The 21581-nt window shown below is 74.0% G+C and carries 15 protein-coding genes; 7 read left to right on the forward strand and 8 right to left on the reverse strand.

Translation table 11 applies throughout. The features are described 5' to 3' along the window. Positions 1-73: 73 nt before the first annotated feature. On the reverse strand, positions 74-922 hold the full coding sequence (locus ACLQ2V_RS24730; RefSeq protein ID WP_425720964.1) for an alpha/beta fold hydrolase: 849 nt from the start codon (positions 920-922) through the stop codon (positions 74-76). A gap of 191 nt (positions 923-1113) precedes the next feature. On the opposite strand from ACLQ2V_RS24730, the gene ACLQ2V_RS24735 reads away from it, so the two are divergent. The 3 genes from ACLQ2V_RS24735 (at position 1114) to ACLQ2V_RS24745 (ending at position 5078) form a co-directional block, all read left to right on the forward strand. Beyond that, positions 1114-2136: a zinc-dependent alcohol dehydrogenase family protein gene (locus ACLQ2V_RS24735; RefSeq protein ID WP_425720965.1), complete on the forward strand. Its 1023-nt coding sequence runs from the start codon at positions 1114-1116 to the stop codon at positions 2134-2136. A 283-nt stretch (positions 2137-2419) separates the two neighbouring features. Next, complete coding sequence (locus tag ACLQ2V_RS24740; protein WP_425720966.1) at positions 2420-4060, forward strand: MFS transporter; 1641 nt, start codon at positions 2420-2422, stop codon at positions 4058-4060. 46 nt (positions 4061-4106) lie between these two features. Continuing rightward, entirely contained in the window at positions 4107-5078 is a 972-nt protein-coding gene (locus tag ACLQ2V_RS24745) for an Lrp/AsnC family transcriptional regulator (RefSeq protein WP_425720967.1), read from the forward strand. Between the two features lie 117 nt (positions 5079-5195). Here the strand turns inward: ACLQ2V_RS24745 and ACLQ2V_RS24750 are convergent, their stop codons facing one another. From ACLQ2V_RS24750 to ACLQ2V_RS24770, 5 genes are all read right to left on the reverse strand, one after another. Continuing rightward, positions 5196-5804, reverse strand: a complete 609-nt coding sequence (locus ACLQ2V_RS24750) for an NADPH-dependent FMN reductase (RefSeq protein ID WP_425720968.1) — start codon at positions 5802-5804, stop codon at positions 5196-5198. 140 nt (positions 5805-5944) lie between these two features. Beyond that, positions 5945-8032 carry a beta-galactosidase gene (locus tag ACLQ2V_RS24755; protein WP_425720969.1) on the reverse strand — a complete coding sequence of 696 codons (2088 nt, stop codon included), beginning with the start codon at positions 8030-8032 and terminating at the stop codon, positions 5945-5947. Between the two features lie 6 nt (positions 8033-8038). Further along, on the reverse strand, positions 8039-9004 hold the full coding sequence (locus ACLQ2V_RS24760; protein WP_425720970.1) for a carbohydrate ABC transporter permease: 966 nt from the start codon (positions 9002-9004) through the stop codon (positions 8039-8041). Continuing rightward, a complete protein-coding gene (locus ACLQ2V_RS24765; protein ID WP_425720971.1) occupies positions 9001-10026 on the reverse strand; it encodes an ABC transporter permease in 1026 nt (341 codons plus the stop codon). Before ACLQ2V_RS24765 ends, ACLQ2V_RS24760 begins: the two co-directional genes overlap by 4 nt. Beyond that, positions 10023-11690 carry an extracellular solute-binding protein gene (locus tag ACLQ2V_RS24770; RefSeq protein ID WP_425720972.1) on the reverse strand — a complete coding sequence of 556 codons (1668 nt, stop codon included), beginning with the start codon at positions 11688-11690 and terminating at the stop codon, positions 10023-10025. Before ACLQ2V_RS24770 ends, ACLQ2V_RS24765 begins: the two co-directional genes overlap by 4 nt. A gap of 233 nt (positions 11691-11923) precedes the next feature. Between ACLQ2V_RS24770 and ACLQ2V_RS24775 the strand changes: the two genes are divergently transcribed. The 3 genes from ACLQ2V_RS24775 (at position 11924) to ACLQ2V_RS24785 (ending at position 16999) form a co-directional block, all read left to right on the forward strand. Further along, a complete protein-coding gene (locus ACLQ2V_RS24775; protein WP_425720973.1) occupies positions 11924-13129 on the forward strand; it encodes an ROK family transcriptional regulator in 1206 nt (401 codons plus the stop codon). A 260-nt stretch (positions 13130-13389) separates the two neighbouring features. Beyond that, positions 13390-15882, forward strand: a complete 2493-nt coding sequence (locus ACLQ2V_RS24780) for a beta-glucosidase (RefSeq protein WP_425720974.1) — start codon at positions 13390-13392, stop codon at positions 15880-15882. 79 nt (positions 15883-15961) lie between these two features. Next, positions 15962-16999 (forward strand): LacI family DNA-binding transcriptional regulator, encoded by a 1038-nt coding sequence (locus ACLQ2V_RS24785; protein WP_425720975.1) that lies wholly within the window; start codon positions 15962-15964, stop codon positions 16997-16999. A gap of 93 nt (positions 17000-17092) precedes the next feature. Here ACLQ2V_RS24785 and ACLQ2V_RS24790 read toward each other — a convergent pair whose 3' ends face one another. Further along, positions 17093-17623, reverse strand: coding sequence for a flavin reductase family protein (locus ACLQ2V_RS24790; protein WP_425720976.1), 531 nt, complete (start codon positions 17621-17623; stop codon positions 17093-17095). A gap of 334 nt (positions 17624-17957) precedes the next feature. Then, the gene (gene htpG, locus ACLQ2V_RS24795) at positions 17958-19871 is read right to left on the reverse strand and encodes a molecular chaperone HtpG (RefSeq protein ID WP_425720977.1); all 1914 of its coding nucleotides are present in this window, start codon (positions 19869-19871) and stop codon (positions 17958-17960) included. Positions 19872-20137: 266 nt separating this feature from the next. Here htpG and ACLQ2V_RS24800 point away from each other — a divergent pair, with 266 nt between their 5' ends. Continuing rightward, positions 20138-21535, forward strand: a complete 1398-nt coding sequence (locus ACLQ2V_RS24800) for a non-reducing end alpha-L-arabinofuranosidase family hydrolase (RefSeq protein ID WP_425720978.1) — start codon at positions 20138-20140, stop codon at positions 21533-21535. The last annotated feature ends 46 nt before the right edge of the window (positions 21536-21581 follow it).

Consider the following 21581-nt stretch of genomic DNA (forward strand, 5'->3'; position numbering starts at 1 on the left):
GCCTGGCCGCCCGGCTGAGCGGGCCGGCCGGGCAGCCCGGGTCTGCGCCGTCGAGGTGGGACGCCGGGTGGCCTCAGGCCGGCTCGTGGGTCGTGGTGTGGGCGAGGATGATCTCGGCCAGTCGCGGGGCGACCGCCTCCGACAGGGCGTGGCCCAGCCCGGGGACGGTGACCAGCCGGGCGTTGCCCAGCAGCCCCGCCAGGTGCCGTGCGGAGGCGGTGCCGGCGGCCGGGTCGGCCGGGGAGTCGACCACGACGGCGGGGGTGTCGACCGCCGCCAGCTCGGCGGCCCGGTCGAGGCCGTCCTGACTGGCCATGGCGTGCGCGGCGGGGTTGTCGTGCCGGCCCGCGTGCGCGATGATCCGCTCCTCCCGGCGGCGGAACTCCTGCGGGTCGTACGGCAGCTCGCCGCCGTTGAGGATGCGCCAGTGCTCGACCCGCCAGTCGAGCTCCGCGGCTTGGTCCCGGGGCTCGAACATCGTCTCCCAGTACTGCAGCAGGGCCGGGTCGATGCCGGGCAGGTCGGCGGGGACCCCCTCCATGGGGGTGGTGCCGATGAAGGTCGCCGTCGCCACCCGCTCGGGGTGGTCGAGCAGCAGCAACTGCGTCAGCATGCCGCCCAGGGACATGCCGACGACGTGGGCGCGGGTGACGCCCAGCGCGTCGAGGACCCGCACCGCGTCGGCGGCCAGCTCGGTCAGCGCGTACGGCTGCTCGGCGAAGGACCAGCTCGACCGGCCGGTGTCGCGGTGGTCGTAGCGGATCACCCGGTGCCGCCGGCCCAGCGCCTCCAGCAGCGCGTCGGGCCAGGTCAGGCCGGAGGCGTTCGCCCCCATCACCAGCAGCAGCGCCGAGCCGGCCGGGTCGCCGCACTCCTCGACCCAGAGCCGTACGCCGGGGGCGACCTCGATCTCGTGTTCCATGCGCCCCACGCTTGCCCATGATCGTCGCGCCGTCCACCGAATATCCCACCCCGCGCCGGGCGCGCGTCGGCGCGCCACCACCGAACCACCGCGAAGCGGCTTAACGGCCGCGCGACAGGGCAAACCCGTACCGAAGCTCTAGCAGTACCAGCACCGGAAACCGTCTTCGTCGCGAAAGAAGGATCCCCACCATGCGTGGAGTTGTCTTGCACGCCCCCGGCGACATCCGGGTCGAGGACCGCCCGGACCCGCGGATCGAACACCCGACCGACGCGATCATCCGCGTCGTCGCCGCCTGTGTCTGCGGCTCGGACCTGTGGCCGTACCGGGGCATCACCCCGGTCGACGGGCCGGCGCCGATGGGCCACGAGTACGTCGGCGTGGTCGAGGAGGTCGGTGCCGACGTGACCACCGTCAGGCCGGGCCAGTTCGTCGTCGGCTCGTTCTTCGCCTCCGACAACACCTGCGAGATCTGCCGGGCCGGCTACCAGTCGCGCTGCGTGCGCGCCGAGCCGATCGGAGCCCTCGGCACCCAGGCGCAGTACGCGCGGATCCCGCTGGCCGACGGCACCCTGGTCGCCACCCCCGACAGCCCCGCCGACGACCTCGTCCCGAGCCTGCTGGCCGCCTCCGACGTGCTGGGCACCGGCTGGTTCGGTGCCGTCGCCGCCGAGGCCGGCCCCGGCAAGACGGTCGTGGTCGTCGGCGACGGCGCGGTCGGCCTGCACGCCGTGCTCGCCGCCACGCGGCTGGGCGCCGACCGCGTCATCGCCATGAGCCGCCACGCCGACCGGCAGAAACTGGCCCTCGAGTACGGGGCGACCGACATCGTCGCCGAACGCGGCGACGACGGCGTCGCGAAGATCAAGGAGCTGACCAACGGGCTCGGCGCGCACTCGGTCGTCGAGGCCGTCGGCACCCAGGAGTCGATGATGCAGGCCATCCGCGCCACCCGCCCCGGCGGGCACGTCGGCTACGTCGGCGTCACCCACGACGTCCAACTCCCCGGCGGTGAGCTCTTCTTCGCCGAGGTGCACCTGCACGGCGGCCCCGCCCCCGTACGCCGGTTCCTGCCCGAGTTGATCGACCTGATCCTCGCCCGGGAGATCGACCCCGGCAAGGTCTTCGACCTCACCCTGCCCCTCGACCGGGCCGCTGAGGGCTACCGGGCGATGGACGAGCGCCGCGCCATCAAGGCGCTCCTGCGTCCGTGATCGTGGGCCCGCATGCCGCCTACGCAGGTGGCGTGCGGGCCACCACCGACAACGCCCGTCCCTCTCCCCCGCCGGGCCGCTGAGCCAGCCTCGCCTACCGACGCAGGCCGCCAACGCGTGTCGGAAAACGCCCCTGCGCCGAGGTCGGATGTCGGATTCCGGCCGGTGGGCGGGTGCTGGCTGGCTCGTCGGCCCCGACCCGACGGATCGTGGGAGGTCGGCCGTCGACCGGGCCGGCTCGGCGTGATTCGAGAGGACTTTCGTGAACGTGTCCAGTGGGGCAGTGACGACGCGCGGGCGAGGGGCCACCATCGCGCTGGCGTGCGCGGGGGTCTTCGTCGCGTACCTGCCGGTGGTCACCGTCTCGGTGAGCCTGCCGGCGATCCAGCGGGCGTTGGGCGCCACCACCGCGCAGCTGTCGTGGGTCTCCGACGCCTTCGTGCTGCCGGTGGCCGCGCTGATCCTCACCGCCGGGGTCTTCTCCGACGTGCACGGCCGCAAGAAGGTCTACCAGGTGGGGCTGGCGCTCTGCGCCGCCGGCGCGCTGGTGGCGTTGTGCGCCCGTTCGGTGCAGATGCTCTGGGCCGGACAGGCCCTGGCCGGCGCGGGAGCCGCCGCGCTGCTGCCGGTGACGTTGGCGTTGATCAGTCACGCGGTGCCCGACCACCGGGAGCGCGGCAAGTACATCGGGCTCTGGACGACCGCCATGATGGCGGCCATGGCGCTGCCGCCACTGCTGGCCGGGGTGATTCTCGACCACGTGGGCTGGCGGTGGGTCTTCCTGCTGCCGGTGCCGCTGGCGCTGGTGACCATGCTGGTCGCCGCGCGCCTGCTCGACGAGTCCCGGGGGCACGTCGACCGCCGGCTCGACTGGCCCGGACAGCTCACCGCCGCGCTGGCGATCACCGCGCTGATCTACGGGGTGATCGAGGGTGGGGCCGAGTCGTTCACCCACCCGAAGGCGGTCGTCGCCCTGGTGGTGGCCGTGCTGAGCGCCGCCGCCTTCGTCCGGGTGGAGCTGCGCAGCGCCTCGCCCATGCTGAACCTGTCGTTGTTCCGCAGCCCGGCCTTCACCGCCTCCACCCTCGCCGCCATGATCAGCTTCCTGGGGCTGATCGGTTTCTTCTTCGTGCTCAGCCTGTACTTCGGCCTGGTCCAGCAGTTGACCACCCTGGAGTCGGCCACCCGGATGGTGCTGGTCAACCTCGTCTCCATGGTCCTGGGCCTGGTGATGGGGCGGGTGATGCGCCACGTGCCGGCCCGGGTGCTCATCACCGTCGGCCTGCTGATCGCGGCGGTCGCCCTGTTCGCCCTGACCACCGTCGGCATCGGCACGTCCTTCGGCTCGGTGGCCTGGCGGCTGGCCCTGCTGGGGCTCGGCCTCGGCCTCGCCTTCCCGTGCATCACGGGCATCGCCGTCGCCTCGGTGCCCCCGCAGTGGGCCGGCATGGCCGCCGCCGGTAACAACGCCTTCCGGCAGGTCGGCGGCGCCCTCGGCCCCGCCCTGATGGGCGCCCTGCTGACCGTGCAGGCGGTGGGCACCCTGCCGGGCCACCTCGCCGACGCGGGGCTGACCGGCGAGCGGGCCCGGCAGATCACCGAGACCGCCGAGGCGAGCGGCATCGGCGCGGTCGCCGGGATGGAGCTGGGCGTCCACACCGAGCGGGCCCTGGCCGCGATGTCCGAGGCGTTCCTCGACGGGCTGCGGCTGTGCCTGTTCGTCGCGGCGGCCCTGCTGCTGCTCGCCGCGCTGGCCGCCGCCGTACTGCTGCGGGCCCGGCGACCGGTCACCGCGCCCCCGGCCGGGGCGGGCGGCCCCGCCGCCACAGCCGACGCCACCGCAGCGCCGGTTGGTGCGGAGGCGCGGCGGTCTTCGCCTGCGCACGTCACGGGCGTGCCTACAATTGCGCCCGACCAGGGCTGACCGCCCGCCGCGCCCGGCCCCGCTCCCACCCGCGCAGGAGAAGCCCGTGGTGCCCCAGCCGCTCGACCAGCTCGACCTGCGGCTGCTACAGGCGCTGGAGCTCGACGGGCGGGCGTCGTTCAGCCGGATCGCCCAGGTGCTGGGCGTCTCCGACCAGACCGTCGCCCGCCGGTTCCGGCGGCTGGCCGGCACCGTACGGCTGCGGGTGACCGGCATGACCGACGACAGCCGGCTGGGGCGCGACAGTTGGATCGTCCGGCTGGGCTGCACCCCCAACGTGGCCGAGCAGCTGGCGCTCGCGCTGGCCAGGCGCCCCGACACGCAGTACGTCGACCTGGTCTCCGGCGGCACCGAGGTGATGTGCGCGATGCTGCCGCGCACCCGCCAGGAACGCGACGATCTGCTGCTGGAACGCCTCCAGCGCATCCCGCGCGTCACCTCGGTCAGCGCCCACTGCATCCTGCACTCCTTCTACGGCGGCCCGCTCGGCTGGCTCCGAAAGATCAGCGCCCTCGACCCGGACGAGGAGGCCGCCCTGCGCCTGCCGGCCACCGCCGCCCCCGCCGCCCCGATCGTGCTGGAGCCCACCGATGAGGCGCTGCTGGCCGCGCTGCGCCGCGACGGCCGCGCACCGCTGGCCGAGTTGTGCAGGGCCACCGGGCAGTCCGAGGCGGTGACCCGGCGGCACCTGGAACGGCTACGCGCCAGCGGCGTGCTGTACTTCGCCGTCGAGTACGACTACGAACCCCTCGGGCACGGCGTCGGGGCGATGTGCTGGTTGACCGTCGCCCCGCACGCCCTCGCCCGGACGGGGCAGGCGCTCGCGGAGCACCCGCAGGTGCGCTTCGCCGGGGTGGTCACCGGCCCCGCCAACATGGCCGTCTTCCTGGTCGGCCGCAGCAGCAGCGACCTGTACGCGTACCTCAGCGACCGGATCGGCGCGCTGAGCGGGGTGCAGAGCGCGGAGACCGCCCTGATCCTCCGCCGGGTCAAGACCCTCACCTACCTTCCCCACTGACCGGCGAGGCGGTCGGCGCCAACCGGCAACCGGATAGATCTTGGTAGATTCCGGCCCCTGGAGGGGCCATTTGCTGCCAAGATCTATCCGTCCCGCCGTCGCCGACGCCGCGCCGGGTCAGGATCCGTAGGGGTGGGTGGTGCGGGCGTCGCGCAGCACGCGCGCCCACCAGCCCAACTGGTCCAGCAACGCCTTCGCCGCCTGGTCCACCGGCCCGCGGTCGAGCGGCTCGCCGGCCGCGTCGAACCGGCCGTGGCACATCGCGAAGCTGACCGTCTCGCGGACGGTCACCGTGTGCAGCTCGGCGAAGACCAGTCGAAGCTGCTCCACCGCCCGCAGGCCGCCGGAGATGCCGCCGTAGGAGACGAAGCCGACCGGCTTGGCGTACCACTGCTGGCCCACCGAGTCGATGGCGGCCTTGAGCTCCCCCGGGTAGCCGTGGTTGTACTCCGGCGTGACGACCACGAAGGCGTCCGCCCGGCCGATGCGCTCGGCGAAGCCGGGCCCCGCCGGGGCGTGGTGGCCCCCGACGCCGGCCGGGTCGGCCACGCCGCCCGCGCCGGCCTGGTCGGTGGCCGGGGACGGCGGGGCCAGGTCGATCAGGTCGACGGCCAGGTCTCCCCGCTGCTCGGCCTGCCCGACCAGCCACTTCGCCACCACGGGACCGAACCGTCCCGGGCGGACGCTGCCGAGGATGATCGCAAGCTGGTACGGCGACTCCGACACGATGTCCTCCATCATTCGCTCTGCACGCGCGCACCGGCGGACCCCGTGAGGTGTCGGCCGGCGCCGGTCGCCCCGTTGGCGACCGTCATCAACGTAGAACCTCAACCTTCGTTGAGGTCAACCACGGCGACGGGTCGGGGTCAGCCCTCTCGGAGCACGGCGACGCCCCCGGCGGGGACCTCCACGGCGGTGTCGACCGTCGCGCCGGTGAGCAGCTCCACCCCGGCGGCCGGCACCCGGTGCGCCCGGTCGGTGTGGTTGAGCAGGAACAGCCAGCTCCCCCGCGCATCACGGCGGCGCACCGCCTCCACGCCGGCCGGGGCCGCCGGGCAGGTCGGGGCCGCGCCGGCGGCGAGGGCCGCCTCGGTGAGCAGCCGCCGGTACGTGGCGTCGTCGGGGCGGGTGGAGACGTACCAGGCGGTGCCGGCCCCGTGCCGGTGGCGGGTCACCGCCGGCGCACCGGCGAGCACCCCGCCGGCGTACGAGCGGATGGTCTCCGCGCCGGCCAGCCGGACGGTCTCCGACCAGATCCGCCCCGTCCCGCCGCCGGTCAGCGGCACCTCGTCGCCCTCGGCGAGGGGATGGAACTCCTCCACCCGCACCCCGAGCAGGTCGCGCAGCGCCCCCGGACAGCCGCCGGTGCGGACCCGGGCGTGGGGGTCGGCGATCCCGCTGAACCAGGTCACCACGAGGTGCCCGCCGCCGTGGACGTAGGAGCGGACCCACTCGGCGGTGGCGTCGGAGGTCAGGTAGAGCGCGGGGAGGACGAGCAGTTCGTACCCGGTCAGGGGGTCGCCGGGCAGGACCACGTCGCAGCCGAAGCCGGCCCGCCAGAGCGCCCGGTGCGCCGCCGCGACCTCCCGGTGGTGGCGCAGCCCCTCGGCGGGCAGGCCGGGGTGTTGCAGCGCCCAGCCGCACTCGGCGTCCCAGCCGATCGCCACCGACGCCTCGACGGCCGCGCCGTCGACCTCGGCGATGCGGCCCAGGGCCGCGCCGAGCGCGACCGTCTCCCGGAACACCCGGCTGTCGGGGCCGGCGTGCGGCACCAGGGCGGAGTGGAAGCGTTCCGCCCCGCCGGCCGGGGCCCGCCACTGGAAGTACAGCGCGCCCCGCGCGCCCCGGGCGACGTGGGCCAGGCTGTGCCGGGCCATCCGGCCGGGCTCCTTGGTGTGCATCCGCCCGGCGGTGTAGATCAGGTTCGGGGCGGTCTCCATCAGCAGCCACCCCGCGCCCCCGTTGGCGTCGCCGGGCACCCGGGGTCGCTCACCGGCCGCGCTCCCCCGCCCGCCGGCCGCGTCCTGCGCCGGCCCCCCGTCGGGCGCGCTCGCGCGCAGGCGGGTGCCGTGGCGGGCCCAGCCCCGGGCCAGGTCCGCCGCGAGCGCGGTCTGCTCCTCCGCGCCGCCGTCGACGGCCGACGGGTAGTGGTCGATCGCCACCAGGTCCACCTCGGCGGCCCAGCGGCCGTGGTCCACCGGCACCCAGTCGCCGAGGACGTAGTTGGTGGTCACCGGCACCGCCGGGTTCGCCGCCCGCAGCAGGTCGCGCTGCTCGGCGTACGCGGCCAGCAGGGTGTCCGACCAGAACCGGCGGAAGTCGAGCAACTGCCCCGGATTGGCCAGGTACTGCGTCGCCCGGGGGGTGCTGAGCTGCGCCCAGTCGGAGTAGTGCTGACTCCAGAAGCTGGTGGCCCAGGCGGCGTTGAGGGCGTCGAGGGTGCCGTGCCGGGCGGCCAGCCAGGCCCGGAACTCCCGCGCGGCGTGCTCGCAGTGGCAGATCGTGCCGTACTCGTTGTGCACGTGCCACAGCGCCAGCGCCGGGTGGTGGGCGTACCGGTCGGCGAGGAAGGCGGCGATGCGGCGGGCGGCGGCCCGGTACGCGGGCGCGGCGGCGCAGTAGGTGTCCCGGCTGCCGTGGTGCAGCCGTACCCCCTCGGCGGTGACCGGCAGCGCGCCGGGGTGGGCCAGCGAGAACCAGGGCGGCGGCGACGCGGTGGGGGTGGCCAGCGCGGCGGCGATGCCGTTGTCGTGCAGCAGGTCCAGCGCCCGGTCGAGCCAGCCGACGTCGTACCGACCGGGGGCGGGCTCGAGCCGGGACCAGGCGAAGACGCCGACCGTGACCAGGTCGACCCCGGCCCGGCGCATCAGCTCGACGTCGGCGGCCCAGACCTCGGCCGGCCACTGCTCGGGGTTCCAGTCCCCGCCGAAGCGCAACCGCCCCTCGTCCCACATCCCGCCTCAGCCCTTCACCGCGCCGGTGATCACGCCCTTGGTGAAGTGCCGCTGCACGAACGGGTAGACGAGCACCGCCGGGACGACCGTCACCACCACCACGGCCATCTTCACCGCCAGCGTCGGCGGGTACGCGGTGACGCCGGGCAGGCTGATCGACGCCCCCGACACGCTCGGCGACTGACCGGCCAGGATGTAGCTCTGCAACACCCGCTGGATCGGGAACTTGTCGTTGTCGTCGATGTAGAGCACCGAGTTGAAGTACGCGTTCCAGTAGCCGACCGCGTAGAAGAGGCCGACCACGGCGATCACCGCCTTCGACAGCGGCAGCATGATCCGGGTGAGGATGCGCCACTCGCTCGCCCCGTCGATGCGGGCGCTGTCGAGCAGCTCGCCGGGCACCCCCATGAAGAACGCCCGCACGACCACCAGGTTGAACACGCTGATCGCGCTGGGCAGGATCAGCGACCAGATGCTGTCCTTGAGCCCCAGGCCGGTGACCACCAGGTAGCTGGGCACCAGGCCGGGAAAGATCAGGAAGGTCAGCAGGAAGAAGAAGAGCAGCCCCCGGTGGGCCACCGAGCCCGGCCGGGACAGCCCGTACGCGGCGAGCACGGTGAGCACCAGGCTGACCGTGGTGCCGAGCACGGTGACCAGGGTGCTGATCCAGACCGCCCGGGTGATCTGCCCGCCGGTGAAGATGGTGACGTACGCCGACGGGTCGAGCTCGCGGGGCACCAGCACCATGCCGCCGGCCGCGTCGATGGTCTCCCGCGAGGCGAGGCTGGTGACCAGCACCGCCCACAGGGGCACCAGCACGGCCGCGACGAGCAGGGTCAGCACGACGCCCTTGCCGAGCAGGCCGGCCGGCGTGGGTGGCTCCTCCCACGGGGCCCGCCCCGTGCGGCGGCGCCGGTTGGGCGGCCGGCCGGCCACCGGCTGCGGTACGGCGGCACTGAGCTGTGTGGTCATGACGCGGAGTACACCCCCTGCTCACCGAGTCGGTGGGCGATCTTGTTGGCGGCCACGATGAGGACCAGCCCCACCACGGCCTTGAAGAGCCCGGCGGCCGCCCCCAGCCCCCACTGCTGGGTGGCGATGGCCTGGTAGTAGACGAACGTGTCGAGCACCTCGGCGGCGTCCCGGCCGACCGCCTCCCGTTGCAGGATGAACTGCTCGAAGCCGACGGAGAGCGCGTCGCCGAGCCGCATGATGAGCAGCAGCACGATCACGGGGCGCAGGCCGGGCAGGGTGATGTGCCACAGCCGCCGCCACCGGCCCGCCCCGTCGGCCGCCGCCGCCTCGTACAGGTTGGGGTCGATCGCGGCGAGCGCGGCCAGGAAGACGATCGCGCCCCAGCCGACGTCCTTCCACACCGACTCGGCGGTGACCAGGAAGATGAAGGTGTCCGGGTTGGTCATCGGGTGCCACGGTTGCAGGCCGGCCTCGCGCATCTCCTGGGCCAGCAGGCCGGCCCCGCCGAGCATCTGCACGAAGAACGTCACCACCAGCACCCAGCTGAAGAAGTGCGGCAGGTAGACGACGCTCTGCACGAAGCCGCGCAGCCGCCCCGAGACCAGGCTGTTGAGCAGGATGGCCAGCAGGATCGGCAGCGGGAAGAAGAAGACGATCTGGAAGGCCGTGATGGTGAGGGTGTTGCGCACGGCGTCCCAGAACAGCGGGTCGGCGAAGAGCGCCTCGAAGTTGCCGAAGCCGATCCACTCGCTGCCCAGGAACGCCTCGATCGGGTCGTCGCCGACGAACGGGTTGTAGTCCTGGAAGGCGATGACGTTGCCCAGCGTGGGCAGGTAGTGGAAGACCAGCAGCAGCGCGGCGGCCGGGGCGGTCATCGCCAGCAGCGGCCAGTCCCGGCGCAGCCGGGCCCGCAGGCCGGCCCGGGGCCGGGCCCGGCCGGCCCGCCGGGGCGCGCGCGGCCCCGGCGGGCCGGCCGGCGGTGGCGCGTCGACCACGCCGGCACGGTGCGGGCCGCTCATCGGCCGTTGTCGGCGAGCGCCTTCTGGAAGAACGCGCGCCCCTCCTCCCCGCCGGTGGAGAGGAACTCCTTGCGCACCTGGTCCAGGTCGCCGACCGGGCGGCGGCCGCGCAGGATGTCGCGGATCTTGTCGTCCGTCGGCTGGAGGGTCTTGGACCAGTTGGCGGGCAGCTCCAGCTTGATCCCGGCGAAGAGGTCCGGCTCCAACTGGCCGAGGCTCTTCTGCAGGTAGGCCAGGTAGTCGCGGACGTAGTTCGGGGTGTCGCCGCTGCGGACCTTCACGGGGACCCGGCCGCCGATGTGCGTGTACTGCGCGCCGAGTTCCTTGCGGCCCAGGTCGGTGGGGATCGGGCTGCCGTCGGCCGCCCGGGTGAAGTGCTTGCCCTCCACGCCGTACTCGCGCAGCTCGAACTCGCGGCTGCCGAACGGCGCGGCGCACCAGTTGAGCACCCGCAGCAGCTCGTCGACCCGGGCCGCGCCGAGGCCCTTCTTGAGGAAGGTGAAGAAGACCGGCTTCTGGCTGCCCCAGAGGACCGGCGGGTTGCCGCCCGTGCCGAACGCCGGCACCGGCTGCATGTCGAAGCTCGGCAGCACCTTGCTCTGCTCGCCCTGCATCCCCTGCCACGCGCCGAGCCCGTCCTGGAAGAAATGGATCTTGCCGGCCCGGAAGAGCTGCTTCTCGTCGGCGCCCTTGCTGGAGACCGTGTCGGGGTGGACCAGGCCCTCGGCGAACAGCCGGGCGGTGAACTCCAGCGCGGCGCGGAAGGCGGGGTTCTCCAGCTTGTGCTCCAGGCCGCCGTCGGGCTTCTTGCGCCAGGTCTGCTGGCAGCCGAACGCCTGCTGGACCATGTCGAAGACGCTGCCGAACGCCCAGACACCCTTGCCCGGGTCGGTGAGCTTGCGGCCCTGCTCGTAGAGCTCCTCGGGGCTGGTGGGGGCGGCCAGGCCCGCCTCGGCGAGGAGGTCCTTGCGGTGGAACAGCGCCCAGGCGAACGGGTTGTCGGTGGGGAACGGCACGGCGGCGAGCCGCCCGCCCCAGACGGAGTACTCCCAGGACGCGGTGGGCAGGGCGGCCAGGTACGGGTACTTCGCGGCGGCGTCGCCCTTGAGGTGGTCGGTGAGGTCGGCGAAGAGCGCCTTGACCGCGTCGGAGAAGCGGGCGACCTTGTCGACCTCCCAGTTGGGCACGCTGAGCAGGTCGGGCACGTCCCGGGCGCCGAGCATCGCGTTGAGCTTGTCGGCGTACGTGCTGCCGTCCTGCAGGCTCGGGTTCACCTCGACGCCGAGCTTGGCGTTGACCGCCGCCAGGTAGGCGTTGTTGCCCAGGGTCGGCGGGGTGGGGCCCCACCAGGGGCTCATGCTGCGGATCGCCCCGCCACCCTTGCCGGGCTGCTCGGTGACCGCGTCGACGAGCTGGCGGGGGTAGCTGAGGTAGCCGTCGGGCAGCGGCCCCTGGGCGGGGATGTCCGGCTTGAGCAGCTCGACCCGGCGGTGCGTGGGCAGCACGGACCGGATGGCGTCGGCCTTGGTGGCGCTGCCCTTGCTGCCGGCCTCCTTGCTGCAGGCGGCGAGGGTGGCCCCGCCCATCGTCGCGGCGGCGCCGAGACCGATCAGGCGCAGCACGGTGCGGCGGTCGGTGGATGCGCCCGGTGGGGACGGCTTCACGGCGCACTCCCTTCGTCTGGTGGGCGGGGCTTGCGGAGCACGAACGCCCGACTAGGATTAGTTGGGGTTCTAGCCGAACAAACTAATCCACGGTGATCGGACCCACAAGGGAGTCGATGCCCCGCGCGACGAGTCGTGGGGCCCCGGGCGGGGCGCACGCGGTGCGCGATGATGAACGCGCGGACCGACCGGGATCGCACCGGCAGCGCAGGGAGCGGGCAATCTTGATCAGCATGCGGAACGACCCGCGACCGAGCGACCTCGGCGACGTGCGGGTCGCCAACCGGGCCGTGGTGCTGCGGCACGTCCGGGTGCACGCGCCCTGCTCCCGGGCCGACATCGCGGCGCACACCGGGCTCAACAAGGCCACCGTCTCCAGCCTCGTCACCGAGCTGATCGACCGGCGGCTGGTGCGCGAGACCGGGCTGACCGAGCACCGGGTGGGCCGGCCGGCGACCATGCTCGTCCTCGACGGCGAGCCGTACGCCGGCCTGGGGCTGGCCGTCGGCGCCGACGAGCTGGTGGCGGTCGCGGTCGACCTCGGCGGCGACCGGCTGCTCACCTGGCGGCGGGCCTTCGCCGCGCCCTCGGCGTCGCCGGGCGAGACGGTCGGCGCGCTGGCCGCGCTGGCCCGCCGGGCCGTCGGCCGGGTCACCGGCCAGGGGCGGGCCGTGCTCGGCGTCGGCGTCGGCGTGCCCGGCCTGGTCGACCCGGCCGGCTGCGTGTCGCTCTCCCCCGCCCTCGGCTGGCGCGACGTCGCCCTCGCCGACCTGCTGCGGGGCGCGCTGCGCGAGCCCGACTTCGCCGTCACCGTCGACAACGCCGCCAACCTCGCCGTGCTGGCCGAGCAGCGCCACGGCGGGCACGCCGGGGCGACCGACCTGGTCCACCTCACCGGCGGCACCGGCATCGGCGCGGGGGTGCTCGCCGCCGGCCGGCTGCTGCGCGGCGGGCGGGGCTTCGCCGGCGAGATCGGGCACGCCACCGTCGACCCGGCCGGCCCCGCCTGCCCCTGCGGCCGGGCCGGCTGCCTGGAGGCGCTGATCGGGCTGCCCGCGGTGGTGCGCCGGCTGCTGCCCGACACCGCCGCCGACGGCCCGGTCACCGACTTCCTGCCGGAGCTCGAGCGGATCCGCGCCCTGGCCGGGCAGGACGACCCGACCGTGCGGGCCGGGCTGGCCGAGATCGGCCGCCACCTGGGGCACGGGGTCGCCCTGCTGGCCAACCTGGTCGACCCCGACGCGGTGCTGGTCGGGGGCCATCTCGCCACGCTGGGGCCGTGGCTGCTGCCCGCCGCGCGGGCCGAGCTCGCCGCCCGGACCCTGCCCCCCGGCGGGTGCCGGCTGGAGGCGTCCACCCTGGGCGGGGCCGCCGCCGCGCTCGGCGGCGCGACGGCCGCGCTGGCCGGGGTGGAGAGCGGCCGACTGCCGGCCCGCTGAGCGCCCACCCGGGTCCGTCCATTGCGGGCACCGGGGCGGCCGGCCCTTGACCGGGTCGGCCCGGCGGTGCCAACCTCGGAGCAGCCGTCCGGTCCGGGCAGTCGGGCGGCTGCTGTCCCACGGTTGTCGAAGCGCTTCACCAGGTCCGGGCCGACCCCCGCCACACCACCACCGCGATGCCGCGCGCCACGACGGTCGTCGAAGCGCTTCGACGGGCCGTCCGGGGGCGCCGGCCAGCCAGGGAAGGTACCCGATCCACCATGACCGACAGCACCGGCCGGACGCCCGGCCCGTCCCCCGACCCACGCGTCGACGCCCTGCTGGCCCGGCTCAGCATGCCGGAGAAGATCGGCCTGCTGCACCAGTGGCAGGCCCCGGTGCCCCGGCTCGGCCTACCCCCGTTCCGCACCGGCACCGAGGCGCTGCACGGGGTGGCGTGGCTCGGCGTGGCCACGGTCTTCCCCCAGGCGATCGGGCTGGCCAGCAGCTGGAACCCGGAGCTGGTGCGGGCCGTGGGCGCCGCCGTCGGCGACGAGGTGCGCGCCAAGCACCACGCCGACCCCGCACGGATCGGCCTGAACGTCTGGGCACCCGTGGTCAACCCGCTGCGCGATCCCCGCTGGGGGCGCAACGAGGAGGGCTGGTCGGAGGACCCCGGCCTGACCGGGCGGCTCGCCACCGCGTACGCCACGGGGCTGCGCGGCGGGCACCCCGACCGGCTGCGCACCGCGCCGACGCTCAAGCACTTCCTGGGCTACAACCACGAGACCGACCGCGCCACCACCTCCAGCGACCTGCCCCCACGGGTGCTGCACGAGTACGAGCTGCCGGCGTTCCGCGCCCCGCTAACCGCTGGCGCGGCGGTCGCGGTGATGGCCTCGTACAACCTGGTCGACGGCGTGCCCGCGCACCTCAGCCCGCTGATCGGCGCGCAGCTGCGCCCGATGGCCCCCGGCGAGATCATGGTGGTCGGCGACGCGGGGGCGGTCGGCAACATCGCCGGGGCGCAGGCCCACCTGCCCGACCACGTCAGCGGCTTCGCCGCCGCCCTGCGCGCCGGCATCGACAGCTTCACCGAGGACGACACCGACCCCCGGCCCACCGTCGCGCGGATCACCGAGGCGCTGGAGCGCGGCCTGCTCGACGCCGCCGACGTGGACCGGGCGGTCCGGCGGATCCTGACCGTGCGGGCCCGCCTCGGCGACCTGGACCCGCCGCAGGACGACCCGTGGGCCGGGACCGGCCCGGAGGTGGTGGACTGCCCGACGCACCGCAGGCTGGCCCGCGAGGCCGCCCGGCAGTCCGTGGTGCTGCTGCGCAACGACGGCCTGCTCCCGCTGGACCCGGCCGCCGGGCTGCGGGTCGCGGTGCTGGGCCCGCTGGCCGACACCGTCCACACCGACTGGTACAGCGGCACGCTGCCGTACGCGGTCACGCTCCTCGACGCCCTGGCCGGCGCGGTGAGCGAGATGACCGCGCACAGCGGGGCCGACCGCATCGCCCTGCGCGCCGCCGGCCGGTACGTGCGCGCCGCCGCCGGCGACGGCGGCCCGCTCACCGCCGACGCGGCCACCGCCACCTCGCAGACCTGGTTCGACGTCTACGACTGGGGGGCCGACACGGTGGCGCTGCGCGCCGTCGCCAACGGCCGGCACGTCGGCGCGACCGACGACGGCGAGCTCGTCGACGACCGCCCCGGGCCGGGCGGCTGGGTGGTCCGGGAGACCTTCCGCTTCGTCCCCGGCCCCGACGGCACGGTGCTGCTGCACCACCTCGCCACCGACCGGTACGTCAGCGTCGGGCCCGACCGGCGGCTGCGCGCCGACGCCGCCGGGCCCGGCGCGGCCACCGCGTTCGCCGTCGAGCTGCTCATCGACGGCCCCGCCCGCGCCGCCGAGCTGGCCGCCGCCGCCGACGTGGTGGTGCTGGCGCTGGGCAACCACCCGATGGTCAACGGCCGGGAGACCGAGGACCGGGCCGACCTGGCCCTGCCGGCCGGGCAGGAGGCGCTGCTGCGCGCCGCGCACGCCGCCAACCCGCGCACCGTGCTCGCCCTGACCAGCAGCTACCCGTACGCGATCGGGTGGGCCGAGGCCCACCTGCCGGCGGTGCTCTGGTCGGCCCACGGCGGCCAGGAGCACGGGGCGGCGCTGGCCGCCGTGCTGCTCGGCGAGGCCGAGCCGGGCGGGCGGCTGACCCAGACCTGGTACGCCGACGCCGCCGAGCTGCCCGACCCGCTCGACTACGACATCATCTCCGCCGACGCCACCTACCTCTACCACCGGGGTGAGCCGCTGTACCCCTTCGGCCACGGGCTGAGCTACACCCGGTTCGACTACGCTGACCTTCGGTTGAGCGCGACGTCGGTGGCCGCCGACGAGGAGGTCGAAGTGAGCGTCGAGGTCACCAACACCGGGCACCGCGCCGGCGAGGAGGTCGTGCAGCTCTACACCCGGCAGCGCCGCTCCCGGGTCAAGCAGCCGCTGCGGCAACTGCGCGACCACGCCCGCATCGCCCTCGCCCCGGGCGAGCGCGCGGTGGTCCGGCTGCGGCTGCGCGCCGCCGACCTGTGCTGGTGGGACGAGGCCCTCGGCCGGTACGTGGTGGAGGACGCCCCGCACAGCGTGCTGGTCGGGCGCTCCGCCCGCGACGTGCGTCTGGTCGGCGCGCTCGACGTGCGGGGCGCGGCCGGCTGCGCCACCCCGCCCGAGTCGCCGGTGCGGGAGGCCGCCGGTGTCGGCCGGCCCCGCTGAGCGCGACGCGCCCGGCCCGGCGCGCCCGGACCGGCCGACGACAGCGGACCGCTCCGCGCCGCCGAGGCGGTCGGCGCGGGTGGATCACCCGGCGAAGTCGCCCGACCTGGTCACCATCGCCGACGTGGCCCGGCACGCCGGTGTCGCGGTCAGCACCGTGTCGTACGTGCTCAGCGGCAAGCGGGTCATCTCCGAGGGCACCCGCGCCCGGGTGCGGGCCAGCATCCGGGCGCTCGGCTACCACCCGAACGCCGGCGCGCGGGCCCTGGCCAGCCGACGGGCCAACGTCGTCGCGCTGGTGCTGCCGCTGCGCTCCGGCATCCAGGTGCCGGTGGTGATGCAGTTCGCCACGTCGGTGGTGACCACCGCCCGCACCCTCGACCACGACGTGCTGCTGGTCACCTCCGACGAGGGCCCGGCCGGGCTGCGCCGCATCGCCGCCAGCGCCATGGTGGACGGTCTGCTGCTGATGGACGTGGAGCTGGACGACTCCCGGGTGCCGCTGCTGCGGGGGCTGGGGCGGCCCAGCGTGCTGATCGGCTTCCCCGCCGACGCCGCCGGGCTGACCTGTGTGGACCTGGACTTCCACCGGGCCGGTGAGGTCTGCGTCGAGCACCTCGCGGGGCTGGGCCACCGGCGGGTCGCCCTGCTCGGCGCCCCGGCCGCCGTCTACGACCGGGGCACCGGCTTCGCCCACCGCACCCGCGCCGGCTTCGCCGACGCCGCCGCCCGGCTCAGCGTGCAGGCCGTCGCGCGTCCCTGCGAGGAGGGCGCGGCCGCGGTCCGCCGGGAGCTGGTGGAGCTGCTGCGGCAATGGCCCGACCTGTCCGCCCTGGTGGTGCAGAACGAGGCGGCCGTGGGCCCCGTCCTGGCCACGCTGCCGACCCTGGGCCGGCCGGTGCCCGAGGACGTCTCGGTGGTCGCCATCTGCCCCGACCAGTTCGCCGAGCAGGCCGCCCCCCGGCTGACGTCGGTGCCCGTGCCGGCCGAGGAGGTCGGCCGGCTGGCCGTGTCGCTGTTGGTGCGCAAGGTGCACGGCGAGGCCGTGCCGGACGCCACCCGGCTGGCGCCCCGACTGACCGTGCGGGACAGCACCGCCGCCCCGCGCCGCCGCTGACCCCGGCCCGCCTGCCGGGGACGGCCACGGGACCGCGCGGCGGGGGCCCGGGTCAGGCCGCCGCCGGCCGGGCCGCCGCGCCGGGCGACGCGGTCAGGCCGCCGCCGGCCTGGGCTCCGCCTCGGCGCGCAGGGCCGCGTAGCCGCCCCGGTGGTAGAGCAACGGCGAGCCCGCCCGCGCGTGCCGCAGCAGCTCCGGCTCGGCCAGCACGATCGCGTGGTCGCCGACGACCACCCGGTCCACCACTCGGCAGAGCAGCCAGGCCAGCGTGCCGTCCAGGATCGGCACCCCCTCCGGCCCGGGACGCCACCGCGTCGGGGCGGCGAAGCGGTCGACGCCGCTGGTGGCGAAGGTGCGGGCCAGTTCCTGCTGGTCGCGGGCGAGCAGGTGCACGGCGACGTGCCGGGCCCGCGCCACGGTGGGCCAGCTCGACGAGACGAGGTTGAGGCAGAACGACACGACCGGCGGGGCGAGCGACACCGAGGTGAACGAGGTCGCGGTGAAGCCGGCCGGCGACGCGCCGGGGGCCGTGACCACGGTGACCGTGCTGGCCTGGTGGCGCAGGATCGACCGCAGCGCGTCGCTGTCCACCTCGACGGGCGGCTCAGGCTGGGGGTCGGTCATGGGTGCAGGTGCTCCTCCCGCCTCGTCGCTCCCTCCGGGAGGCCCCGACTGCACCCGAAACTAGCCCACCACACCACCATCCGCAATCCCTATCGCCCCCATAGGAAATGCCTTGGCGCGCAGCTCGGCCAGGACGGGTGCCAGCCGGCCGGCGGCGCCAGGACGCGGGCCCGCTCGGCGAGGGTGGCCATCCGCTGGCGGTGCGGCGGCTCGACCCGCTCAGCCAGTTTTCCCGGCCCCGACGCGCCTCGTGACACGGCAGACGGCGCGCGCCGGGCGTCCACGGCCAACGGTGTCGACCGGGTGCCCGGCGCGCGCCGGTGCCGCGAAGCGGCTAGAGGGTGCGGGCCAGCCGGTCGGCGAGGATGCGGGTGAAGCGGGACGGGTCGGCCAGCTCACCGCCCTCGGCCAGCAGCGCCATGCCGTAGAGCAGCTCGGCGGTGTCGCCGAGCGCGTCGGCGGCGGCGTCCTGCTCGTGGGCCTTGCGCAGCCCCTCGACCAGCGGGTGCCCCGGGTTGAGCTCCAGGATCCGCTTGACCTGCGGGACCTCGTGGCCCATCGCCCGGTACATCTTCTCCAGCGTCGGGGTGATGTCGTGGGCGTCGCCGACGACGCAGGCCGGCGAGGTGGTCAGCCGGGTGGAGAGCCGCACCTCCTTGACGCTGCCGGAGAGCTTCTCGGTCAGCCAGGTCAGCAGGTCGGCGTACTCCTGGCGCTGCTGCTCGCGGGCGGCCTCGGTCTCCTTCTTCTCCTCCTCGGTGTCCAGGTCGACCTGGCCCTTGGCGATGGAGCGCAGCGGCTTGCCGTCGAACTGCCCGACCCGCTCCACCCAGACCTCGTCCACCGGGTCGGTGAGGATCAGCACCTCGTAGCCCTTGGCGCGGAACGCCTCCATGTGCGGCGAGTTCTCGATCATCGAGCGGGACTCGCCGGTCATGTAGTAGATGTCGTCCTGGCCGTCCTTCATCCGCTCGACGTAGTCGCGCAGCCCGGTCAGCTCGGCCGGGTCGTGGGTGGAGGCGACGGAGACGACGTCGAGGATGGCCTCGGTGTTGTCCGGGTCGTCGAGCAGGCCCTCCTTGAGCGCCGGGCCGAACTCCGACCAGAAGGTGCGGTACTTCTCGGTCTCGTTGGCCTTCATCTCCTTGACGGTGGTGAGGATCTTCTTCACCAGCCGCCGCCGGACCGCCTGGATCTGCCGGTCCTGCTGCAGGATCTCGCGGGAGATGTTCAGGCTCAGGTCGTGGGCGTCGACGACGCCCTTGACGAAGCGCAGGTAGTTCGGCATCAGCGCGTCACAGTCGTCCATGATGAACACGCGCTTGACGTAGAGCTGCACGCCGCGGCGGGCCTGCGGGGCGAAGAGGTCGACCGGGGCGTGCGAGGGCAGGAAGAGCAGCGCCTCGTACTCGAAGGTGCCCTCGCCCTTCATGTGGATCGTCTCGAGGGGGTCGGCCCAGTCGTGGCTGACGTGCTTGTAGAACTCCTTGTACTCGGCCTCGTCGACCTCGCTGCGCGGGCGGGCCCAGAGCGCCTTCATCGAGTTGAGGGTCTGCACCTCGGAGGTCGTCTCGTCGCCCTCGCCGGGACGCTGCACCGTCATCCGGATCGGCCAGGCGATGAAGTCGGAGTACCGCTTGACGATCTCGCGGATCTTCCAGTCGGCGGTGTAGTCGTACAGGTGGTCGTCGTCGTCGGCCGGCTTGAGGTGGACGGTGACGGCCGTGCCCTGGGCGGCGTCGTCGACGGTCTCCACGACGTACGTGCCCTCGCCGGTGGACTCCCATCGGGTGCCCTCGGTCTCCCCGGCGCGGCGGGTGACCAGGGTGACCTTGTCGGCGACCATGAAGGTGGCGTAGAAACCGACGCCGAACTGGCCGATCAGGTCGGCGGAGCCGGCCGAGTCCTTCGACTCGCGCAGCTTGGCCAGCAGCTCGGCGGTGCCGGACTTGGCGATGGTGCCGATCAGGCGGACCACGTCGTCGCGGGTCATGCCGATGCCGTTGTCCCGCACGGTCAGGGTGCGCGCCTCGCGGTCGGCCTCGATCTCGATGTGCAGGTCGGCGACGTCGGCGTCGAGATCCTTGTCGATCAGGGACTCCAGGCGCAGCTTGTCCAACGCGTCGGAGGCGTTGGAGATCAGTTCGCGCAGGAAGACGTCCTTGTTCGAGTAGATCGAATGGACCATCAGCTGGAGCAGCTGGCGTGCCTCCGCCTGGAATTCCAGCGTCTCGATCCGGTTGCTCACACCGACCCCCTTCAGTTACTTGCGAGCCTTCGCGGACAGGATATTCGCGCACAGGATACGAGCCGTCGCCGCCCGTCGCCTCACCCGCCCGCTCCGGGGCGCCCCCGGCGGCACACGGTGGGCCGGGCGGGCGGTCAGCCGGCCTGGCGAGATCGAAAAGGTTGAGTACGTGGGAGCGCTCCCGTAACATGCTGGACGCGGCTGTTAACGCTCACAAAACATGATTCCCCTCACTGTTCCGGCCGCCATCCCCTCAGGAGCGTTCCATGACCAGATCTAGAGCCACCACCGTCGGCCTGGTCTCGGCCGGCGTCGCGTTGCTGGCGTCGGCCTCGGCCGTCGTGGCGTTGCCGGCCGGCGCCGCCGCCGCCAGCTGCTCGGTGAACTACGCCGTGTCGTCGCAGTGGCAGGGCGGCTTCGGCGCCAACGTCACCGTCACGAACCTCGGCGATCCGCTGAACGGGTGGACGCTGACGTGGTCGTTCGGCGCCGGGCAGACGGTGACGCAGGCGTGGAACGCGGGCGTCACACAGAGCGGCACGGCGGTGACCGCGAGGAACGTGGACTACAACGGGGCGGTGCCGACCAACGGCACCGTGTCGTTCGGCTTCAACGGGTCGTGGACGGGCAGCAACCCGGCCCCGACCAGCTTCGCCGTCAACGGCGTCACCTGCGGCGGCGGCACGCCCCCGACGACCCCGCCCCCGACGTCGACTCCGCCGCCCACCACACCGCCACCCACCACACCGCCGCCCTCGTGCTCGCTTCCGTCGACGTACCGCTGGTCGTCGACCGGCGCGCTGGCGCAACCGAAGTCGGGGTGGGTCTCGCTGAAGGACTTCACCGTCGCCCCCTACAACGGCAGGCAACTGGTCTACGCGACGACGCACGACACCGGCACCCGGTGGGGGTCGATGAACTTCGGCCTCTTCACCAACTGGTCCGAGATGGCCTCGGCCAGCCAGAACGCGATGTCCTCCGCCACCGTGGCCCCCTCGCTGTTCTACTTCGCCCCGAAGAACATCTGGGTGCTGGCCTACCAGTGGGGCGGGACCGCGTTCTCCTACCGGACGTCGACCGACCCCACCAACCCGAACGGGTGGTCCGCCCAGCAGACGCTCTTCACCGGGAGCATCTCCGGCTCCGGCACCGGCCCGATCGACCAGGCCGTCATCGGCGACAGCCAGAACATGTACCTCTTCTTCGCCGGCGACAACGGCAAGATCTACCGGGCCAGCATGCCCATCGGGAACTTCCCCGGCAGCTTCGGCTCCACCTCGACGGTGGTCATGAGCGACACCACCAACAACCTCTTCGAGGCCGTGCAGGTCTACAAGCTCCAGGGCGAGAACAAGTACCTGATGCTCGTCGAGGCGATCGGCTCCCAGGGCCGCTACTTCCGCTCCTTCACGGCCACCAGCCTGGGCGGCTCGTGGACCCCGCAGGCCGCCACCGAGAGCAACCCGTTCGCCGGCAAGGCCAACAGCGGCGCCACCTGGACCAACGACATCAGCCACGGTGAGCTGCTGCGCACCAACGCCGACCAGACGATGACCGTCGACCCCTGCCGGCTGCAGTTGCTCTACCAGGGCCGCTCGCCCAACTCGGGCGGCGACTACGGCCTGCTCCCCTACCGGCCGGGTCTGCTGACCCTGCAGCGCTAGCCTCCGCCCGCCGCCTGACCAGGTCCGGCGCGACAAGGATCCCCCC

The organism is Micromonospora sp. DT233 (assembly GCF_049841815.1).
GTDB lineage: Bacteria > Actinomycetota > Actinomycetes > Mycobacteriales > Micromonosporaceae > Micromonospora.